Below are 19,426 nucleotides of genomic sequence, written 5' to 3'. Positions count from 1 at the left end.
TTCAGATTTTAAGGACAACTATAAATCACTCTACAGTTATATTGCTGGAGTTTTTGGATAAGATTCTGTAAATCCGACTTTTTTCCCAACTTTTGCAAACTTTATTCAAAATTCAGCAGCAAGTTCTTGAAACGATTGCTGTTATTCCGGCGGTAAGTATTAGAGTCTCGAATCCGACGTTTTCCGCGACTCTTGCAACTCCATCACATAAAACTGCCGACTTCAGCCGACTGACAAACGATAATGCGATCGCTTAGTTTTGTACGGTGTGTTATGCCGCTATCTTACGCCAATACGCTTGGGTTAAGCATTTTTTCTCTTCTCTCTGTTTCGCGCCAGTTGCTTCTCCCAAGGGGAGACGCTGCGCGAACAAGTCGGGGAACCCGCCCAACGCACTGGCTTCTCTGCGCCTCTGCGGTAGCCTGCGGCAAGCCCTCCGGCTTGGTGCAGTCGCTCATGGGGGAAACCCCCATCGCCCTTGGCGTCTCCCCTTGGGAGAAGACCGCGCTGCTTCACCGCTTTGCGTCTACGTTAAAAATTTGACTTTGATAAAGAGTTTTAGCCTTAACCCAAGCGTATTGTATCTTACGCACCCTACCAGATTGAAGCTTATTCCCTCACATCACAAACTAACCTTTTAAATAAAGACAGAGAAATAATAGTTGTGTTTAACAAAGTTTGCGCTTCATTAAAATCAGCATCACCCGTAATAAAAAAATCTGCTCCTGCTGCAATAGCACAAGCTAAAAACTTTGCATCTTTCCTATCTCTGGGGAAATCAACTTCCACATCCACATCAATTAGTGTTGTTACTGAATCAATTAAATAAACCCATCTTTGGTATTGTGCCTCAGTTAACTTTAAACGAGGACGCTTTAAAACTTCCTTATACTCTGCGATAATCTCTGCCGATACAATCCACTCAAAAGCAGAATTAGCAATCACAAATAAAATTACTGCCTCTGGATTTTTATCAGCTATAGCAGCAGAGACTACGATATTAGTATCAATAATAACTTTCATTCTCCCTGTCTATAAGCTTCAATTTCTGCTACTATTTCCTCATCATTCAAGGGATTATCTGCGTGTATCGCTTGTATTTCTTTGAATAATTTTTTTAATTCTTCTGCTAAAGTAACCCTTTGATTATCGTCTGTCAAAATAATTACCTCAACTCTCTGTCCTGCTTTAAATGGTAAATCAGATAATACTAACTGCTTTGGATCTGCAATGGTGATATATGTTTTATAAGCGTTCATGATTTATCTTGTTACTCAACTCTTATCTACCCTTGTTCTAACAATTTCGCCACATTCTCTGCAATTCTCTCTTCTAAGTTTGTAAAGTCGTCTTAGAAGGGCGAGGTTTGAAACCCAAATTTTCTATAACCAACTTTTTCCCCGACTTTTGCAACCCTATCACATAAAACTGCCGACTTCAGCCGACTGACAAAACAAAGTGCGATCGCTTAGGCTATTGGGCATAGAGATAAAAATTTAAGTATAAAAATATGCTTAATACCCTCAGCCCAATTGCAGAAGACTTAGCAGGTAAAAGCTATCCCAGTCCTGATTACTTGCAAACACAGCGCCGTATTCGTTCCCTCATAGACAGATATATTGCAGTCGAAAAACTACATGAACGTCTGCAAGATTTACCGATACAGTTTGCCAATCCTCAACCGCGTCCCTGGAAACTCATCGACTGGCAAACGATTAACCGCAATCAAATTATCGGCTTAGACGCAGAGGTATTTTTATCTATATTGATCGGTGCGATGGATACAGAAGCTCCTATTCGCGGCTATACCCAAACCAGTCGGCAGTATTTGGAAAAATTGCATCCTCAGATGGCTCGGTTTGTTGGTGGAACTGTCGGTGAAGATGGCGAACTGCTGGAACTTGGTTTGTGGGAAAAGGAAGAACGTCAGCACACACCCGCATTAATCAAAGTCTACACCCAATTAACAGGCGAGAAAATTACCCCAAAATTTCGTACTGTTAGAAGCTATCTTCCCACAGATGACGCTCACGAAGATTTATATCGCCACGGCTTACACCGCATTGCCACAGAATACGGTGCTACCTGTCTTTATATTTGGTTGATGGCTCACACCACTGGCGCACTCCAGGATGTTCTAGAGGAACTAGCACAGGATGAAATCAACCATACGACCAAATTCTGGGGGTTTGGAGTCTGGACTTTTCCTGATACTGGGTTGATGCGAATTGGACGCACGCTGATCAAAACGCGATCACAAAACTATCAGCGTAACAACCTGATGCGTACCCTCCGCCGCATGATGGCTACCCTCAACTGGAATGCTTGGTCATTAACCAACAAAACAACTCTCCTATTCACCTTCACCTACACAATGCATCGTCTGTGGAATTGGAACAACACCCTCACACCAGAATATTTGCAAGATTTATTTGAAACTACTCATTAGTAAAAATAAATGACAAATGACAAATGACAAATGACAAATGACAAATGACAAATGACAAATGACAAAGGACAAATGACAAATGACAAATAACAAATCAAAATTACCCACCGATTTAAACCCCCAAAAAATCCCCCAACATATCGCCGTCATCATGGATGGTAACGGACGATGGGCAACCAGTCGAGGATTACCGCGCATTGCTGGACATCGCCAAGGAGCAAAGACACTCAAAGAACTATTGCGTTGCTGCAAAGATTGGGGCATCAAAGCGTTGACAGCCTATGCTTTCTCAACAGAAAATTGGCAGCGTCCCGTTGAAGAAGTGGATTTTCTAATGCATTTGTTTGAGCGATTACTACGCCGCGAGTTGGCTCAGATGCATCAAGAAGGAGTACGCATCTCCTTTATTGGAGATTTATCGGCTTTACCCAACTCTCTACAAACAGAAATGGAACGTTCAATGACAGAGACGTTGAACAATCAAGCAATCCACTTTACTGTTGCAGTCAACTACGGTAGCCGCAACGAAATTACTAGAGTTTGCCGTCAAGTAGCTCAACTCGTGCAACAGGGTGAACTTAGTCCCCAAGAAGTGAATGAAAGTCTTGTAGAACAACATCTCTACACAGCAGATACTCCAGAACCCGATTTGCTGATTCGTACCAGCGGTGAGATGCGATTGAGTAATTTTCTTCTGTGGCAAATGGCGTATACAGAAATGTATTTCACCGATATTCTTTGGCCAGATTTTAATAGAGAAGCATTTTATCAGGCTTTGTTGAGCTACCAAAGACGCGATCGCCGTTTTGGTCAAGTTAAAGCTTCAGTGTCAGCTTAGTGTACCAAACACCAGACATCGCCTCAAAATTAAACCGGATTTTTGCTATGAGCGATAAAGTAAAAGCACCCACATTACCACGATGGTATATGAGCGCTAATAAATGAAACATTATTGAGGATAATCTATCTGCTATGACAGACCGAAGTAACTATAAGAATAGCAGCCACTGGGTAAATAAACTGCAAGGGTAGTTACAAATGTTTTGTTAAAAATATTACTTACCGTAAATGTGATGCTTGACTTAGCCAAAATCCAATCGATTGCGAAATCCTATTCTCCTCAAGAACTGTTTGCTGCCTTGGTTTGGCAGCGTCGGTTCAATGAGTTTGATGGCGAAGAAGTGATTACTGACCTTTCTAGCCACAGAAATTTATGGGCAAGCTTTCTGTTCACAAAACCAATCTTTGCACCAGATGAAAACGGTTTAAGCTTTGGTGGTATGGTCGATACCCTGCTTGCAATGGCGAACTATCGCCCCATGCCTGAAACCAGCATCATCCATTTCATTGCTTATCCTGCCGATACGTTGTATATCCTTACAGAGAACCAAGACATAAAAGTGTCTGAGCTTTTAGACTTGGGCAAAAAGTGGCGAGCTGATTCAGTAGAGGTAAGTGATGGCACGAATGAAGACTACGGTTTGCGGCTGAAGCGCCGACTGAGAACTAGATTGGAAGGGGGGCTATGGGGTGAAGATGTTCACCAGGATTGTGATGCGGTTATTGTTACCTATTGGTGGGATTGAATTCTTGAAAGTTATTTCCACTGTTTTCCTCCTGATCTTACCTGCACCCAAATCGATCAGCGATCGCAGTCTCTTAATTTTTTTTGAGTAAATTATTCTTTGGTAGGTATTGAGCCGAAATCCTCGGCTCAATATCTATATTCCTTATCACAAAATCAGACTTATGTAATTATTATTTTGTCAATATAGCAATCCAATTTTATATTTGAACAGAGAAAATTTGGAAGGCTTATGAATCAAGCATTGTACAGAACGTACTGTTCACAACCCATTTAGGATTGATAGAGTAATTATAAGAAATCTCAATATAATTTGTCAAAAGCTATAATAACTACCAATAAAAATTATTGTTAATTCTTTCCAAAAATAGTATTTACTATAATTTAATACTTGCGATATAAGCTGATGTTCTGGTAAGTCAATTCAGAAAAAAACCTGATATCAAAAATTTAAAGTTAACAAGATTCTCTTGCTAAATCTACTTTAAATTTACTTATCAATCCATTTGAAAATCGCAATTAATTTTTTCACTATTTTATAGGTGTTGGGAGTTATGATGGCAAAATATCTACTAGCTTCTGCTAGTGGGATGGGATTTTTATGTTTAATTGCCGGGTTATCACCTGTGCAAGCCCTTCCTAATTTAGAAATTGCAGATAAAAACGTAGCTGTTAATCAAGATGATGGTAGCTATGAAAAAAATTCTTCTCATCAAAGCAATTCAGCAAATAATATCTCCAGTGAATTGCTGATAGCTAATGACAACAAAAAAAATTTACGCTCAGTCAATGAACAGCAAAAAAATCAAGATTTAGGAGTAGATTCTGCTGTTAACTTTTGGCAGCCAATCATACCACAATCTACAAATTCATCTCCAACCTCATACAAACTTGCACAAGTAACATCCGTATCCCAATTGTCTGATGTACAGCCGACCGATTGGGCTTTTCAGGCACTCCAATCTTTAGTGGAGCGCTATGGTTGTATCGCAGGTTATCCCAATCAAACCTATCGCGGTAATCGGGCGATGACTCGCTATGAATTTGCTGCTGGCTTAAATGCTTGTTTAGAGCGAATCAACGAACTGATTGCGACTGCAACTGGTGATTTGGTCAAGAAAGAAGATTTAGCCACGTTGCAGAAACTACAAGAAGAATTTGCGGCAGAATTGGCAACATTGCGGGGTCGAGTAGATGCTGTAGAAGCTCGCACAGCAGAACTAGAAGCAAATCAGTTTTCTACGACTACTAAACTTAATGGAGAGGTAATTATTGCTGGTGTTGGTGCTAGCGGCGGCGCTCCTAATGACAGTGACCCGAACATCATCCTAGTCAATAGAGTGCGGTTAAATCTCACCACTAGCTTTACTGGTAAAGATTTATTAATTACTGGATTGCAAGCCTATAACTTTTTGGGTGGAGCCGATGGACAGGGTAGCCTACAACAAAGTTTAGGATTAGCTTCGCCCCTTTTAAGTGCAAGTAGCGCACGTACCAGTTTTGAGCCGCAATTTCCGGGGTTAAATGTCAATACTTTGTCGGGTGTTGGCGCAAACAGTGTTCAGGTTTACAAATTGCTGTATATCTTTCCCGTCGCTAATAAATTAACCTTGTTTGGAGGAACTGCGGCGGAAACATCAGATGCTTTCCCAGCAATTACGCCTTTTTATGGTGAAGGACAAGAGTCAATATCTCGTTTTGCCGGCTTGAATCCTGTGGTACGGATTTCTGGTGGGACTTCGGGTACTGGTTTAGCATCGGCGGCGGGATTTATTTTTAACATTTCGCCAAATTTGGATTTAAGAGCTTTATACGGCAATCCAAATGCAAATTTAACCCAAAAATCCGCTACTGAGGCACTACCAGGAGTTTCTACTACACCTTTAGGAGCAGGTTTATTTAGTGGTAGTAGTGTTATTGCCACACAGTTAACCTTCAAGCCAAGTCCCGCTCTGGATATTGGTTTAAACTATGCCCACAGTTATCACGAAATCAATATTTTAGGTACAGGATTAATTAGTGGTGATATCGATGCTTTAGCAGGGGTTGCAACTGGAACACCCGTCACACTAAACTCTGTTGGGGGTACGGTAACATGGCGATTGTCTCCCAAGATAGCCTTATCTGGCTACGGTGCAGCACTATTTGTTGATGCTTCTTCAAATAGCGTGAATGCTTCCACCACCTTTACAAGTTGGATGGCGGGAGTTCACTTCAGAGATTTATTCAAGTCAGGGAACACTGCCGGAATTATTTTTGGTCAACCGCTTTTCCGTACTGATACTGGTGGTTCTGCTCAACTTACCCCCACAGGCGAGAATCGGGCGACTCCTTACCATTTAGAAGGCTATTACCGCCTTCAAGTTAGCGATAATATCAGTATTACGCCTGGTGCGTTTATTCTCTTTAACCCAGAAGGTAACAGTAACAATGAGACTACGACTGTAGGTGTACTTCGCACTACTTTTACGTTTTAAGAGATTGCGAGTAGGAAGCGGCTGACGTAGCAAAAACATTATCAAACAAGGTAGCTATTTCTTTACTGCTTTCTCTTACAACCTCCTTAGCTGCACCTTCAAATTGTTTAACAAGACCTCTAGCCATCCCATGATTTCTTCACATTCTTTCACAGCATAATTAGTAAGCAATACGGTTCAGTTAAGGACAAGACTTAGCCAAAATTAAGAAACAACGAACCACAAAGGGCGCAAAGCACACAAAGAAATAAGAGTTTCGGAGAGTTTTTGCGTAAACCCTGAAAGGTTTTTGGCGCTAAGTGAACCGTATTAAATTAGTAAGCAGATATCCTCCCGAAAATAACACTCCTGAAAAGGAGTGTCGAGGATAAAATAATAACTAATAAATAAGTATAAATTCGGTGGGCGATTATCGAATAATATTATTTAGTGTTTGACAAAAATATAGTCGCTTTGCCCAAAACCTGTTGTGCAAAACTGTTGCGATGCCGACGCTAGTCACTAAGCTTTGCCGTACTACTTCGGGGATCTTGCTACGCGCAGCGTCTGGTAGAGAAGTGCGGGCTAGGTCTACGCTACAATAAAAATAAACTGTCTAGGTGTAGCTCATCGTAGACATTGCTCTACAGATAACCTAATTATTTCTTTTGCCTGATTTACCAGTTTGATTTGAAATTTGGTGCTTTTGTATAACTCGCTCAATCTGGCAAGTCACCGCATCTATTCTATGTTTAACTTTATCAAAATCAATATTCACCCAAATATAGGCTTTGTCAGGTCTTTGCTGCTTATAATTCATATATTGCTTTATTTGTCAAGATATTTTGTTATATCTATACAATATAGCTATCTCAATTTATAAACTACTTTCTCTAGACGTATAAGTAGATATGCTTAATATTTACTTAAGATTTTACACGGTAATTCGTAGGGCTACAAGCTGTGCTACTCCACTAAAAAAGACGCGATATTCCGCGCCTCTGGCAGCTAAAATCCAAATTTTAAGTGTTAGCTTAAACCTTTGTTTGTAGATATTGCACCAACTGCGGTGCTTGCATCACTCCCTCTATCCGATCCACAGGCTGACCCTGCTTAAATAGTACTAAGGTTGGTAGAGCGGCAATTTTATACTGAGTAGCCAAATCTGTGTATTTTTCCGTGTCGATTTTGACAATCCGCAGGCGATCCTTAAGTTGGGCATTGACTTGCTCTAAAATTGGCACCATCATCTGGCATGGGCCACACCAGTCAGCGTAAAAATCTACTAATACAGGTACATCAGAAGCAGACAGCATCTCTTCAAAGCTGTTAAATTGCTTTTTAGTTGCCATGTGACACACACCGATTTTCAATTGTTTGTTTCAATAGTAATTCTTAGAAAATAAAAGCGGTATAGGTTCATGGGTTTTTGTTGGGAAAGGATTAAACCAATTCGCAATGACGCTCGTTCCTTGCTAACGCTGCGCTAACGCAATGACGCTCGTTCCTCGCTAACGCTGCGCTAACGCAATTACGTTTTGTGTTAGCGAGTCTGCGAGCGTCCGGGGATTTAGACCCCGACACAAAACGCGCTGCCTGTCTTGTTGGGGACTTAAACCCCCAAAGTTCGTTAAATTAGTCAATATAGACTGATTTGCCAGCAAAGAATCTTAAATAATTATAATAAAATACTTATATGATTCTGGTTTGTGTATATGCATTAGATATGTATTTAAACCTATTTTGACCAAGCAAATAACTAACTATACAGGCATTCAGGAAAGTGATGTCTATGACGCTTGTAGCTGCAACGCTTTCTAGTAGTATCCAATCGGGCGATGTTTACGATGGGCTATTAGGCGTCGAAGCTATAAATTAAATAATTCGTAATTCGTAATTCGTAATGACGCTCTCTACGAGACGCTGCGCGAACGCGGACTCGCTAACGCAACGCTTTCGTAAATTTTGTTTTGTAATGGGGATTTAACCCCAACACAAAACAAAATTTTTATTGAACCGGGGGACTTAAACCCACGGAACTAGTTAAATCAGCAATATATTGCTTCAAGTTATTCATCTATTAATAGAGAAATAAGTATAGATATTTAATTATCCAGACAATATTTAGATGTTCCCTAAATCACCATAAGATAATTAGCGCGGTATTTCTAAGATTGAGGAACATTAAATGACACTATTACAAGATAAAGTCGCAATTGTCACAGGTGCATCACGAGGGATTGGACGAGCGATCGCAATTGAATTAGCCTCACAAGGAGCGATCGCAGTTGTCAATTATGCCAGTTCCAGTACTGCTGCTGAGGCAGTTGTTACAGAAATTACAAATGCGGGAGGTCAGGCGATCGCTATCCAAGCTGATGTTTCTAAAGGCGATCAAGTAGACGCATTAGTTAACGCCGTCATCGAAAAGTTTAGCCGTGTGGATATCTTAGTCAACAACGCAGGTATTACCCGCGACACCCTGCTTTTGCGTTTGAAGCCAGAAGATTGGCAAGCTGTGATAGACCTTAATCTAACTGGTGTTTTCTTATGTACACGCGCCGTCAGTAAAATTATGCTGAAGCAGCGATCGGGGCGGATTATCAACATTACTTCCGTTGCTGGGCAAATGGGCAACCCAGGTCAGTCAAACTACAGCGCCGCCAAAGCGGGTGTAATCGGCTTCACCAAAAGCGTTGCCAAAGAACTAGCTACTCGCGGGATTACCGTTAACGCCGTCGCCCCTGGATTCATCACCACCGACATGACCAGCGATCTCAACAACCCCGAAGATATTCTGAAATACATTCCACTCGGTCGCTTCGGTCAACCCGAAGAAGTTGCTGGGATGGTGCGCTTTCTCGCCGCCGATCCCGCCGCCAACTACATCACCGGACAAGTCTTTAACGTCGATGGCGGTATGGTAATGGCTTAAATAGTTGAGAGGTAGCGATTGTTCGTAGTTGGCGCTTTAGCGCTTTAGCGCTAACTACGAACTTATTAATAGGACTTACGCACGGGTAACGGAAAACGAACCACAGAGAAGCCAGTGCGCCCTTGCGGTTAAGAGACTTGAAGCAACTGGCGCGGCGCAGAGAAGCCAGTGCGCCCTTGCGGTTAAGAGACTTGAAGCAACTGGCGCGTCACGGAGGAATGAGAGTTTGAGAGGGTTTTTGCGTAAGTCCTAATTAAATCAAGCTTGACAAACTAATTATGAAAACAGACTCCATTTTTTATCGTTTATTTCAAACTTTCCCCAGCGCTTTTTTTGAATTAATTAATCTGCAAGCATCAGAAGCAAATGCATATAATTTCGCTTCAGTAGAATTAAAGCAAACAGCATTTCGCATTGATGGAGTCTTTCTTCCTGTTGCTGATACTAGTAGTCAGCCGATTTATTTTGTGGAGGTTCAATTTCAAAAAGATAACGAATTTTACGCTCGTTTATTTTCATAAATATTTCTGTATTTACGACTTTACGCACCTACTACAGATTGGCGAGCAGTAGTTATATTCCCTCGCCGCAGCCTTGAACCAACCCAAGTACAACCTTATCGAGTCTTACTCGAAAGCCAACTGGTAACGAGGCTATATCTAAACGAGCTTCCAGAAATAGCTGAACATTCCTTGGGAGTTGGTATCATCAAATTAGTAGTTGTAAATAAAAAACAAACTCCTGTATTAGTCAAAAGTTTGATTACAAAGATACGTTCGGAAGTGAGCGATAAAGCACTTCAAAAAAAAGTGCTAGATTTAATAGAAACAATTGTAGTTTACAAACTACCGCATATCAGTCGTCAGGAGTTGAGAAAAATGTTTGGACTCGGTGATTTTGATATCAAAACTACTAGAATTTATGAGGAAGTCCGTGATGAAATCATTGAGGAAGTCCGTGATGAAGTCAGGCAAGAACAGACTATAGAGGTAGTCATGCGTCTGCTGCGACGACGCATTGGTAATTTGAGTCCGCAATTGCAAGAGCGTATCAGCCAGTTATCTATTGAACAGCTTGAAAATCTAGCCGAGGCACTGTTAGATTTTTCCACAGAAGGAGATTTAGTTGCTTGGTTGCAAGACAATTTAACTCAAGCTTGAATTTTTGGTGGACTAAATAAAACCATAGTAGGGCTAGCACTGCAATGCTCACCCTACAAGCAACTAAGGCTGTTGACGTATCCTTTGCCAGATAGTAAAGCCTAAAAGAATAATAATGCTACTGGCGGTAGTCAGCATCACAGCCAAACTCATGCCTTGTATTCTCATAGCCAGCAAGTTGAAAACTAAGGTAATTGACCAAAGCGTGAACGCAGCATGGCGCTGGGAGAGTCCCCAAGCAAGTAAGCGGTGGTGCAGGTGGTCTTTGCCAGGAGTACTGAGGGGGTTATTTCCTGCTAGTAGCCGCCGCACAAATACTTGAGTCGTGTCTAGTACTGGCAACAACAGAAATAAAACCGTGGGAATTAGCGCATAAACTGTATTTTGTTGCAGTCTACCTAAAATACTGGTTGCCGCCAATACATAGCCGAAAAAGTATGCTCCGGCATCACCCATAATGATCCGCGAGGGGTGAAAGTTGTGACGTAAAAAGCCCAGTGCAGCACCTGCCAAGGCTGCTAATACCAAGATTGCTGCTGCACGATTGTTAAATTGGGCTGCAACGCCTAACAAACTCATGGCAGTAATAAAGCTGATTCCTCCCGCCAAACCATCCATACCATCCATCAAGTTGATGGCGTTGGTAATTCCTACTACCCAAAGTACTGTTAACAACGTAGACAGGAGCGAGTCTATGGGAGTGCCAAACATGACATGAATACTGATACCATTAGCTACCAGTAAAAGTGCCGTGAGAATTTGCGTCCACAAACGAACAGAGGGCGGTAAGCCGAACTGATCATCGATAAAGCCCACAAGGACTAATATCGAACCTCCCAACAGAATAGTGAGCACCTGAGCCAATACGTTTTGGAGTTCGATAGGTCGTAACAGGCTAGCTAAAACCAGGGCGGCAATCACACCCGCGTAGATAGCCAGCCCCCCTGCATTGGGTAAAGGTTCTCGGTTGAGCCGCCGTGCGTTGGGTTGGTCAGCCCAACCTACCCGCAAGGCGAATTTGCGTACTGTCGGAATTAAACGCCACGTTACAAGGCAAGCCAAAAGAAACGTAAATACTACCGCCAACCAGCCGGTGCCGCTAGGGTCGGCAATACCGAGGGACTTAAGGGAGTTGTATAGATTCATCTCCCAATTCAAGCATTACTGCCTGTATGTAATATGAGCATCACCTGTATATTAATCAATTTTTTTATTTCCATTTGTAACTTGAGCCGCTTGAGAGATTAGCACTCTGGCGCTGTGAGTGCTAAATTGTCTAATGGAAGCGCTGGAGAAATGAAACATGGCGAAAATTATTGCATTTGACGAGGAATCTCGGCGAGCTCTAGAAAGGGGTGTTAACGCCCTTGCCGATGCCGTAAAAATCACCTTGGGGCCCAAAGGTCGCAATGTCCTTTTAGAGAAAAAATTTGGCGCACCTCAAATTGTCAACGATGGTATCACTGTTGCCAAGGAAATTGAATTAGAAGATCCTTTGGAAAATACTGGTGCAAGACTCATCCAAGAAGTGGCCTCAAAAACGAAAGATGTCGCTGGGGATGGTACAACCACGGCAACAGTTTTAGCACAAGCCTTGATTCGGGAAGGTTTGAAGAACGTCGCGGCGGGTAGTAACCCAGTTAGTTTGAAGCGCGGGATCGACAAAACTATTGAGGCACTTGTACAAGAAATTGCCAGGTTAGCCAAGCCAGTAGAAGGAAGTGCGATCGCTCAAGTTGCTACTGTCTCTGCTGGTAACGATGAAGAAGTTGGCCAAATGTTAGCCCAAGCAATGGAAAAAGTCACCAAAGATGGTGTAATTACCGTTGAAGAATCTAAATCTCTCACAACCGAACTAGAAGTAGTTGAAGGGATGCAGATTGACAGGGGTTACATTTCACCCTACTTCGTCACCAACAACGAGCGGCAAATCGTCGAATTTGAAAACGCCCGAATCTTGGTTACTGACAAAAAAATCAGCAGCATTCAAGATTTAGTACCGATTTTGGAAAAAGTCGCCCGTTCTGGTCAGCCCTTGCTGATCATCGCTGAAGATGTTGAAGGTGATGCTTTGGCAACTTTGGTAGTGAACAAAGCGCGGGGTGTACTTGCTGTGGCTGCAATTAAAGCACCTGGGTTTGGCGATCGCCGCAAAGCTTTGTTAGAAGATATTGCTATTCTCACCGATGGACAGTTGATTTCTGAAGAAATCGGCTTAAGTCTAGATACCGCTTCTCTAGAAGCGCTGGGAACTGCCCGCAAAATCACCATTGACAAAGAAAGCACCACAATTGTAGCTGGTAGTGTCACCAAGCCAGAAGTACAAAAGCGGATTGGTCAAATTCGCAGACAGTTGGAAGAAACCGATTCTGAATACGATCAAGAAAAACTGCAAGAACGCATCGCCAAGCTCGCTGGCGGTGTGGCAGTGATTAAAGTGGGTGCGGCAACCGAAACCGAACTCAAAGACCGTAAACTGCGGATTGAAGACGCGCTGAACGCTACTAAAGCTGCTGTGGAAGAAGGTATTGTTCCTGGTGGTGGGACAACTTTAATTCACTTAGCTAAGAAGGTAGAAGAGATTAAAAACAGCCTACAAAATGACGAAGAAAGAATTGGAGCTGATATTGTCGAACGAGCGCTAGAAGCCCCCTTGCGCCAAATAGCAGACAACGCTGGTGCTGAAGGTTCTGTGATCGTCTCGAAAGTCCGGGATAGCGACTTCAACATTGGCTACAACGCTGCTACCGGCGAATTTGAAGACTTAATCGCTGCTGGTATTATTGACCCTGCCAAAGTCGTGCGTTCAGCTTTGCAAAACGCTGGTTCCATTGCTGGTTTGGTCTTAACCACCGAAGCGATCGTTGTTGAAAAACCGGAGAAGAAATCTGCTGCTGCTGCCCCTGATATGGGCGGCATGGGCGGTATGGGCGGTATGGGCGGCATGGGCGGCATGGGCGGCATGGGCATGTTCTAACTTCTGCTCACCCAAATAAATATTTTTTAAGCAGTTTGTCTTACTAAGGCAAACTGTTTTTTTATGGCATTGCTGATTCAGAAGCAATATGTTAAGTGTATTGCTGGTAACTCACTGAACGTAAATAAACTTACAGCAGTTTTCATTTATTTAAACCACACCTATCGTAGGGGCACAGCAATAGATATCTTGCAAAAGTCCCTAACACCCCACACGCCAGTCGCTCATGGGGGAAACCCCCTTGGCGCTAGCCTCTCCCAATGTAAGAAGACCGCGTTGGCTCCCCTTAATCCCCTCCCCGATGCCTTGGGGAGGGGAGTAAGGGGTGGGGTTGGCGGGGTGGGGTTCAAATTTTGTGATTTATGCAAGAGGTCTAATGCTGTGCCCTTACGACGCGACCCTATTTATCTGAAAATAGCTGTAATTATGAAACTTTTCAGTGCTTATTTGTGAGTACAACTGACTACCAACAAAATGTTGATGACCAAGTTAGCAACCTAAATAATTGCTTAATCTAGAAATTGCCGTATTTGTATTAATTTTTGTAAAATTACGTGTAAGTTGTCAGTTGCCACGAGTCAATTATTTTTACTAATGACAAATGACAAATGACTAATAACTAATAACTATTAGGTAATATTGCATGGCACGAAAACTGCATCGCCTTCCCAAAATAGGAAATAAGCCAAACGAAGATGAGTTCTATCACCAACCAGGGACTGTACCTGGAACCATTTTTATTGATGCAGATGCTCCAGAACCGATAATTTTCTTGATTGACTATAACCAAACCGATTTCATCCGCGAACAAATAGCAACTCCTGAGGAGTGTGCCCCATATCTTGATAGCGAATCGATTTCTTGGGTAGACGTACAAGGTTTAGGCAGTCAAGACATATTACAACGATTGGGTAAGGTTTTTGAGTTACATCCTTTAGTTTTAGAAGATGTAGTTAATGTACCGACCCGTCCCAAAACAGAGGATTATGAAGACCAATTGCTGTTCATTTGCCGCATGGTAGTGCCAAAGGAAAGAACATGTGGTTTTTACAGTGAGCAAGTGAGTTTGATATTAGGGAAAAATTATTTGCTCACAATACAAGAAGAACCAGAACATGATTGTTTTGAAAGAGTGCGATCGCGAATTGAAAAAGGCAGAGGTATTATCCGCAAACAGGGAGCCGATTATTTAGCTTACGCTGTGTTAGATGCGATTATTGATGGCTTTTTTCCTGTGCTGGAGATTTATGGGGAGCGAATCGAAGAGTTAGAAGAGGAAGTATTAGTCAGACCTACGCCGCAAACACTACAAAATATTTATCAAATTAGGCGAGAATTACTGCAACTGCGTCGTGCTATTTGGCCCCAGCGAGATGCGATTAATTCTTTGATTCGAGATGGTAGTAAAGTGATTGGTGAGGAGGTGCAAATCTACCTGCGACACTGTTATGACCATGCAGTGCAAGTGATGGAGATCGTGGAAACTTACCGAGAACTAGCATCTGGATTAATGGATGTGTACCTTTCAGCTGTGAGCAATAAAATGAATGAAATCATAAAAGTGCTAACGATAGTTTCATCGATATTTATCCCACTGACTTTTGTTGCCGGAATATATGGTATGAATTTCAATACTGAAAAATCGCCATATAATATGCCTGAGTTGAATTGGTATTGGGGCTACCCACTTTGCTTGGCAGTGATGGGAGCGATCGCATTTGGTTTGCTATTGTTTTTTTGGCGACGAGGCTGGCTGCAAAATTCTGTAGTAATCAAACGTAATTAAAAATCGTAGATGGATCAGGACTCAGATATACATTTATTAGCACCGGGAGTTAATATTATAAATTATGAGGAGTAGCGACCAGAATTTAGTAGTTTTAACAATTTATATTATCGGTGTTTCATACGTTTTTAACCGCATGGTTGAATCCATCGATGATCAAATTAAGTTTGAGTTTAAAAAAGGAATCGTTGACGAGCAACTCAAAGAAAACAATCTCGACGATAAAATTGGGATTTCCTTTAAACTCAAATCCTCATACCCAATTGACGAACTGAAAGATTTAGGAATTAGCATTGAAAATAAATCTGATAATGTTGCTGTATACGTTGACTGGGACAACAGTTCTTTAGTAGTTGAACATAGCAAGCAATCGCGCCGCGTAATTCGGAAATCACCAGACTTAACCCGCGACTTAGCAGTACCCCAAAGTCCTAGCCTGATTGCCCCCAAGAAAACACTTTCTGAAACGGTGACAGCAGAAGATGTTTTCGAGCGCGATCAAGTAGCTGGAACCTATTCAGCCAAAAAACCACTAATTGATATCAACGGACTGCAAAAAGGGCAAAAAAAATTGTACAACGACTTTATTAACAGAAGAAAGGAGTTGGACTTTTCCCTGCAACTGGTGCTACGGATATCTGAGGTGCGTTTAGGTCTAGCCCCAGGTCGTGATTTTCCTCCCATTAGCATTATCAATTGTCCTTTCACAGTCAAGAAACTACCTTGGACTTACGCTCTACCTTGGAATAAAAAAAAGTAATGCCATGTCAACATACTAGGGACTTCCAAAGATTACACTGGATCTAAGGAGAGAGTAGGCGCAGGCGGTTGCAGATCAGTCATAGTTACTGGTTTGAGGAAAGTCCGGACTCCCAAAAGACCAAACTTGCTGGATAACGTCCAGTGCGAGCGATCGTGAGGATAGTGCCACAGAAAGATACCGCCAAGAATAGGGAATAGGGAATAGGGAATAGGGAATAGGGAAAGAAAAACCCCACTCCCCACTCACTACTCCCCACTCCCCAACTTGGTAAGGGTGCAAAGGTGCGGTAAGAGCGCACCAGCAGTATCGAGAGGTGCTGGCTCGGTAAACCCCGGTTGGGAGCAAGGCGATAGGAACTACGGTTGGTCTTTTACCAGTTCCGCTCAATGAGAGCCGCTAGAGGCGTTTGGTAACAAGCGTCCCAGATAGATAACTGCCCTCGCAAGAGAACAGAACCCGGCTTATGTCCTGCTCTCTCCCCTGTAATGGAGTATGAACTTTCACGGTTTGTACTCCATTATTTTTTGTACGGATTTTGTACGATGATTAATTCATCATTTATAGGACTTACGCAAAACTACACGCCGTAGGGGCAATTCATGAATTGCCCTAAGAAGAAAATCATTCTTTTCGGCTATCGTTTGCGTAAGTCCTGATTTAGAGCATTCCCAGTATCTCTAATGCTGTATCCAGATGCCATTTAACTCGATAGAGTCCAAACAGCTTCTCTTGACTGTACCGTGCTGGGTACTCTAGCTTCCTTCCCTCCATCGTCACCTTGAGCAATGCTGACTGCTCTGGTGTTGGTGTTCCCATCGCTTCTAGCGTTGCTTCTAGCGCTTGTACTTGAGAGAGCATAGGAGACTTCAATCCTTTATTTTCTGACACTTGCTTGCAGGCTATAACAGGGAAGGTCAGGAGGGCGTTAATGTAGGATGCCTTATCAGCAGGGTTTCCTATTGCTTGGATACCGTACTGTATCAGGCATAAATCGCGTAATGCTCTCAAGCTTTTGGTTGAGTCGATGGCGGGTATTATCCCGCGCACCTCTCTGTTAAATCTGGGCGTGCGGTAGGGTAGGTAGCCAGCGAGTTACCATTTTTGGCACTTTTCCAACCACCCCCCTCCAAACTACGCATGACCGTTTCCGTATCACGTAGCTTTCCAGTAACCATTACGTTTTGAGAGCCTTAGCTCTCGTTCACGTATGATGTTCAGTATCGTTTCGGCTGTTCGCATCTCGCGTACCTCTCGATTTCTGTTTACCCGTTCATCTTGCAGTGGCAGTGGTAGTTCCGCCATCCTCTAACTAAGGGGGCTAATTTTTCAGCTTTGACCTTAGCACCATAATTCGAGTTGTTGACGATAGTTTTTACTTTCTTGCGGAAGGCTTTAAAATTACCCACTGATGGAGTGCTTCTAAACTTTCCGTTGCTCTGAACTTTGAAGTTCCAGCCGAGGAAATCAAACCCATCTGTCGTAGCAGTTACTTTGGTTTTCTTTTGGCTTACTTGCATTCCGCGTTTGCGGAGGAACTCGCTGATTCTTTCAAGTATTTCTGTCGCATTATCTTCGGGGCGGAGTATTATAATCATGTCATCCGCGTATCGGATTGATGGCTCGTTGATCCGCCCGTTGGCTCTGAATCGTGGATACTCTCAATCCCGTTGAGCGCGATATTTGCTAATAGTGGACTGACAACTCCCCCTTGAGGTGTACCCTGTTCGGGGAATTCTGGATTAACCCCTGCCTTGAGGCATCGGAATATTCCGAGTTTTAAGCCTTTGGGGGCAATGAGTCTATTCATTATTGCTGAGTGGTCAATCCTGTCGAAGCACTTTTCAATATCGAGTTCTATAACTCGTTTTTCTATTCCGTTGCATTGGGAGCGTAAGTTGTCAAAAATGTTTTTCTGCGCGTCATGCGCTGACCGTCCAGTTCTGAACCCGTAGCTCCGGGCGTGGAAAGTGGCTTCATGTGCTGGTTCGAGTGCATATTTTGCTAGGCATTGCCAAGCTCTATCCGCGATAGTCGGTATTTTTAGCATTCTGGTGGTTCCGTCTTTTTTAGGGATTGGAATTTCCCGTAAGCCGCGATGATGCCAGTTGTTATACTGGGACTTGAGTGTTATTTCAAGTGCAAAACGTTCCTCAAATGAGAGGGACTTTTTGCCATCAATACCTGCTGTCTTCTTGCCAGCGTTTAACTGTGATACTTGTCTTATTGCAAGAAATCGAGCCGAGGTGGATTTCATAATAAGCTTTTGGATTGACCGCGCTTTCCGCTTGTCTCCAACTTGAACAGCTTTGTACACACGCTTTTGAAGGCGGAATAGATTTCGGCGGAATTTCTTCCACGGTAGAGCTATCCAAGATTCACTAGTTACGTAACTGTGTCTAATCATTTTCTCTTCTAGAGTGTATGTATTTTGAACACCTCAGACCAATTAGTCGGGTAAGGTTTGAGCGTCACCGCTCTCCCCTCCCCTAAGAACCGTGCATAAGACTTTCGCACTTACACGGCTCAAGCCTTACTTCAAGCGAGATTTAACTTGGGTTTTATGTACCTGTTTGTGGCACGCTCTGTGCAAATGCTGGAGGTTTTCCAAGTCGCCTGTTCCACCTTCGGCAACAGATACTATGTGATGGGTTTCGATTTCCTCGCCGTTGAATAAGGGTTCGCCGCATTCTGGACAATTCCAATCTTGGTTTTCTGCTATCCTATAAAGCTAGTGAATTCTTTACTATTGCTTGCTCAATTCTGTCGCGCACGGTTGGGATTCCAAGCGGTCGTTTCTTGCCGTTAGGCTTGGGTATCTCTACTCGCCTAGTTGGTTTGAGGTTTCCCCCATTCCAGGTTTTTACCAGAATCACCCGTTGCTCTGGGGTGTTGACGATTTCCTTGTCAATGCCTGCCGTTGCTTTACCTTGATTGGTTTGGGTGATACGTCGAACTGACAATAGTAAATTTGCGTAGCTTTTTTGGATCAATTTCTGTAAGTTTCTAAGCTTACGGAAGTCCCCAAGCTTTCTCGCACGAAAGATTCTTTGCCGCAAGTTTCTGACAGCTTTGTTCACCTTCTTCCAGTTAATCTGGTTCCAGTTTTCTAGCTGTTTCTTCAGTCCGTTTGTTGTCATTTCTGACATCATCTAACTTGTCCTTAGATTAGATTCTTTTGTTTAGTTTCTCATACTCTTCTGAGCTTGGCGTGCTGCCAATGGTTGATATTTAGTTGTGTAGCAAGTGTCAAGCGTTGATAGCAGTTGAGGTTTCTCATCCCATCTATACCAGCCGTACATTTGCCTGTATTAAGCT

At 42.7% G+C, this 19,426-nt stretch carries 20 protein-coding genes, 1 other RNA gene and 1 pseudogene; 12 read left to right on the top strand and 10 right to left on the bottom strand.

The window, feature by feature from the left end; genetic code table 11:
• The first annotated feature begins 92 nt into the window (after positions 1-92).
• Positions 93-257, top strand: a complete 165-nt coding sequence (locus LC653_RS27295) for a hypothetical protein (protein ID WP_229497803.1) — start codon at positions 93-95, stop codon at positions 255-257.
• Between the two features lie 352 nt (positions 258-609).
• On the opposite strand, the gene LC653_RS27290 is transcribed toward LC653_RS27295, so the two are convergent.
• Both LC653_RS27290 and LC653_RS27285 read right to left on the bottom strand, forming a co-directional pair.
• Complete coding sequence (locus LC653_RS27290; protein WP_229497802.1) at positions 610-1,023, bottom strand: putative toxin-antitoxin system toxin component, PIN family; 414 nt, start codon at positions 1,021-1,023, stop codon at positions 610-612.
• Positions 1,020-1,259 carry a hypothetical protein gene (locus tag LC653_RS27285; RefSeq protein ID WP_229497801.1) on the bottom strand — a complete coding sequence of 80 codons (240 nt, stop codon included), beginning with the start codon at positions 1,257-1,259 and terminating at the stop codon, positions 1,020-1,022. Before LC653_RS27285 ends, LC653_RS27290 begins: the two co-directional genes overlap by 4 nt.
• 251 nt (positions 1,260-1,510) lie before the next feature.
• Between LC653_RS27285 and LC653_RS27280 the strand changes: the two genes are divergently transcribed.
• From LC653_RS27280 to LC653_RS27265, 4 genes are all read left to right on the top strand, one after another.
• Positions 1,511-2,449: a ferritin-like domain-containing protein gene (locus tag LC653_RS27280; protein WP_229497800.1), complete on the top strand. Its 939-nt coding sequence runs from the start codon at positions 1,511-1,513 to the stop codon at positions 2,447-2,449.
• 79 nt (positions 2,450-2,528) lie between these two features.
• Complete coding sequence (gene uppS, locus LC653_RS27275; protein ID WP_229497799.1) at positions 2,529-3,287, top strand: undecaprenyl pyrophosphate synthase; 759 nt, start codon at positions 2,529-2,531, stop codon at positions 3,285-3,287.
• Positions 3,288-3,492: 205 nt separating this feature from the next.
• Entirely contained in the window at positions 3,493-4,035 is a 543-nt protein-coding gene (locus LC653_RS27270; protein ID WP_229497798.1) for a hypothetical protein, read from the top strand.
• A gap of 556 nt (positions 4,036-4,591) precedes the next feature.
• Positions 4,592-6,511 carry an iron uptake porin gene (locus tag LC653_RS27265; protein ID WP_229497836.1) on the top strand — a complete coding sequence of 640 codons (1,920 nt, stop codon included), beginning with the start codon at positions 4,592-4,594 and terminating at the stop codon, positions 6,509-6,511.
• 634 nt (positions 6,512-7,145) lie between these two features.
• Here LC653_RS27265 and LC653_RS27260 read toward each other — a convergent pair.
• Positions 7,146-7,310 (bottom strand): hypothetical protein, encoded by a 165-nt coding sequence (locus LC653_RS27260; RefSeq protein WP_229454189.1) that lies wholly within the window; start codon positions 7,308-7,310, stop codon positions 7,146-7,148.
• Between the two features lie 214 nt (positions 7,311-7,524).
• Positions 7,525-7,842 (bottom strand): thioredoxin, encoded by a 318-nt coding sequence (gene trxA / locus LC653_RS27255; RefSeq protein ID WP_109007859.1) that lies wholly within the window; start codon positions 7,840-7,842, stop codon positions 7,525-7,527.
• Positions 7,843-8,678: 836 nt separating this feature from the next.
• Here trxA and fabG point away from each other — a divergent pair.
• The 3 genes and pseudogenes from fabG (at position 8,679) to LC653_RS46405 (ending at position 10,585) form a co-directional block, all read left to right on the top strand.
• Positions 8,679-9,425 carry a 3-oxoacyl-[acyl-carrier-protein] reductase gene (gene fabG / locus LC653_RS27250; RefSeq protein WP_229497797.1) on the top strand — a complete coding sequence of 249 codons (747 nt, stop codon included), beginning with the start codon at positions 8,679-8,681 and terminating at the stop codon, positions 9,423-9,425.
• A gap of 278 nt (positions 9,426-9,703) precedes the next feature.
• Positions 9,704-10,297 (top strand): annotated as a pseudogene (locus LC653_RS27245) (Rpn family recombination-promoting nuclease/putative transposase); the annotation flags it as partial.
• Between the two features lie 6 nt (positions 10,298-10,303).
• On the top strand, positions 10,304-10,585 hold the full coding sequence (locus tag LC653_RS46405; protein ID WP_267923191.1) for a DUF4351 domain-containing protein: 282 nt from the start codon (positions 10,304-10,306) through the stop codon (positions 10,583-10,585).
• Positions 10,586-10,648: 63 nt separating this feature from the next.
• On the opposite strand, the gene LC653_RS27235 is transcribed toward LC653_RS46405, so the two are convergent.
• Positions 10,649-11,731 carry an MraY family glycosyltransferase gene (locus tag LC653_RS27235; protein ID WP_229497796.1) on the bottom strand — a complete coding sequence of 361 codons (1,083 nt, stop codon included), beginning with the start codon at positions 11,729-11,731 and terminating at the stop codon, positions 10,649-10,651.
• A 157-nt stretch (positions 11,732-11,888) separates the two neighbouring features.
• On the opposite strand from LC653_RS27235, the gene groL reads away from it, so the two are divergent.
• From groL to rnpB, 4 genes are all read left to right on the top strand, one after another.
• A complete protein-coding gene (gene groL / locus LC653_RS27230; protein WP_229497795.1) occupies positions 11,889-13,562 on the top strand; it encodes a chaperonin GroEL in 1,674 nt (557 codons plus the stop codon).
• A 643-nt stretch (positions 13,563-14,205) separates the two neighbouring features.
• A complete protein-coding gene (corA, locus tag LC653_RS27225) occupies positions 14,206-15,348 on the top strand; it encodes a magnesium/cobalt transporter CorA (protein ID WP_229497794.1) in 1,143 nt (380 codons plus the stop codon).
• Between the two features lie 64 nt (positions 15,349-15,412).
• Entirely contained in the window at positions 15,413-16,108 is a 696-nt protein-coding gene (locus LC653_RS27220; RefSeq protein WP_229497793.1) for a hypothetical protein, read from the top strand.
• A 51-nt stretch (positions 16,109-16,159) separates the two neighbouring features.
• Positions 16,160-16,590: RNase P RNA component class A (gene rnpB, locus LC653_RS27215), an RNA gene on the top strand.
• A gap of 178 nt (positions 16,591-16,768) precedes the next feature.
• Here the strand turns inward: rnpB and LC653_RS27210 are convergent.
• The 5 genes from LC653_RS27210 to LC653_RS27200 all read right to left on the bottom strand — a co-directional run bounded on the left by LC653_RS27210 (position 16,769) and on the right by LC653_RS27200 (position 19,260).
• Positions 16,769-17,158: a hypothetical protein gene (locus LC653_RS27210; protein ID WP_229497792.1), complete on the bottom strand. Its 390-nt coding sequence runs from the start codon at positions 17,156-17,158 to the stop codon at positions 16,769-16,771.
• Between the two features lie 215 nt (positions 17,159-17,373).
• Complete coding sequence (locus tag LC653_RS48310; RefSeq protein WP_504828436.1) at positions 17,374-17,706, bottom strand: group II intron maturase-specific domain-containing protein; 333 nt, start codon at positions 17,704-17,706, stop codon at positions 17,374-17,376.
• On the bottom strand, positions 17,703-18,515 hold the full coding sequence (locus LC653_RS27205) for a reverse transcriptase N-terminal domain-containing protein (protein WP_504828435.1): 813 nt from the start codon (positions 18,513-18,515) through the stop codon (positions 17,703-17,705). The genes LC653_RS48310 and LC653_RS27205 overlap by 4 nt, the downstream gene beginning before the upstream one ends.
• A 126-nt stretch (positions 18,516-18,641) precedes the next feature.
• On the bottom strand, positions 18,642-18,830 hold the full coding sequence (locus tag LC653_RS47505; RefSeq protein WP_372478228.1) for an HNH endonuclease: 189 nt from the start codon (positions 18,828-18,830) through the stop codon (positions 18,642-18,644).
• Between the two features lies 1 nt (position 18,831).
• Entirely contained in the window at positions 18,832-19,260 is a 429-nt protein-coding gene (locus LC653_RS27200; protein ID WP_229497791.1) for a reverse transcriptase N-terminal domain-containing protein, read from the bottom strand.
• Positions 19,261-19,426 lie beyond the last annotated feature (166 nt).

This window comes from Nostoc mirabile CHAB5784, assembly GCF_020829645.1.
GTDB classification, from domain to species: Bacteria; Cyanobacteriota; Cyanobacteriia; order Cyanobacteriales; family Nostocaceae; genus Nostoc; species Nostoc mirabile.
The sequence above is the reverse complement of the archived record's forward strand: the minus strand, read 5'-3'. Positions and strand labels throughout refer to the sequence as shown.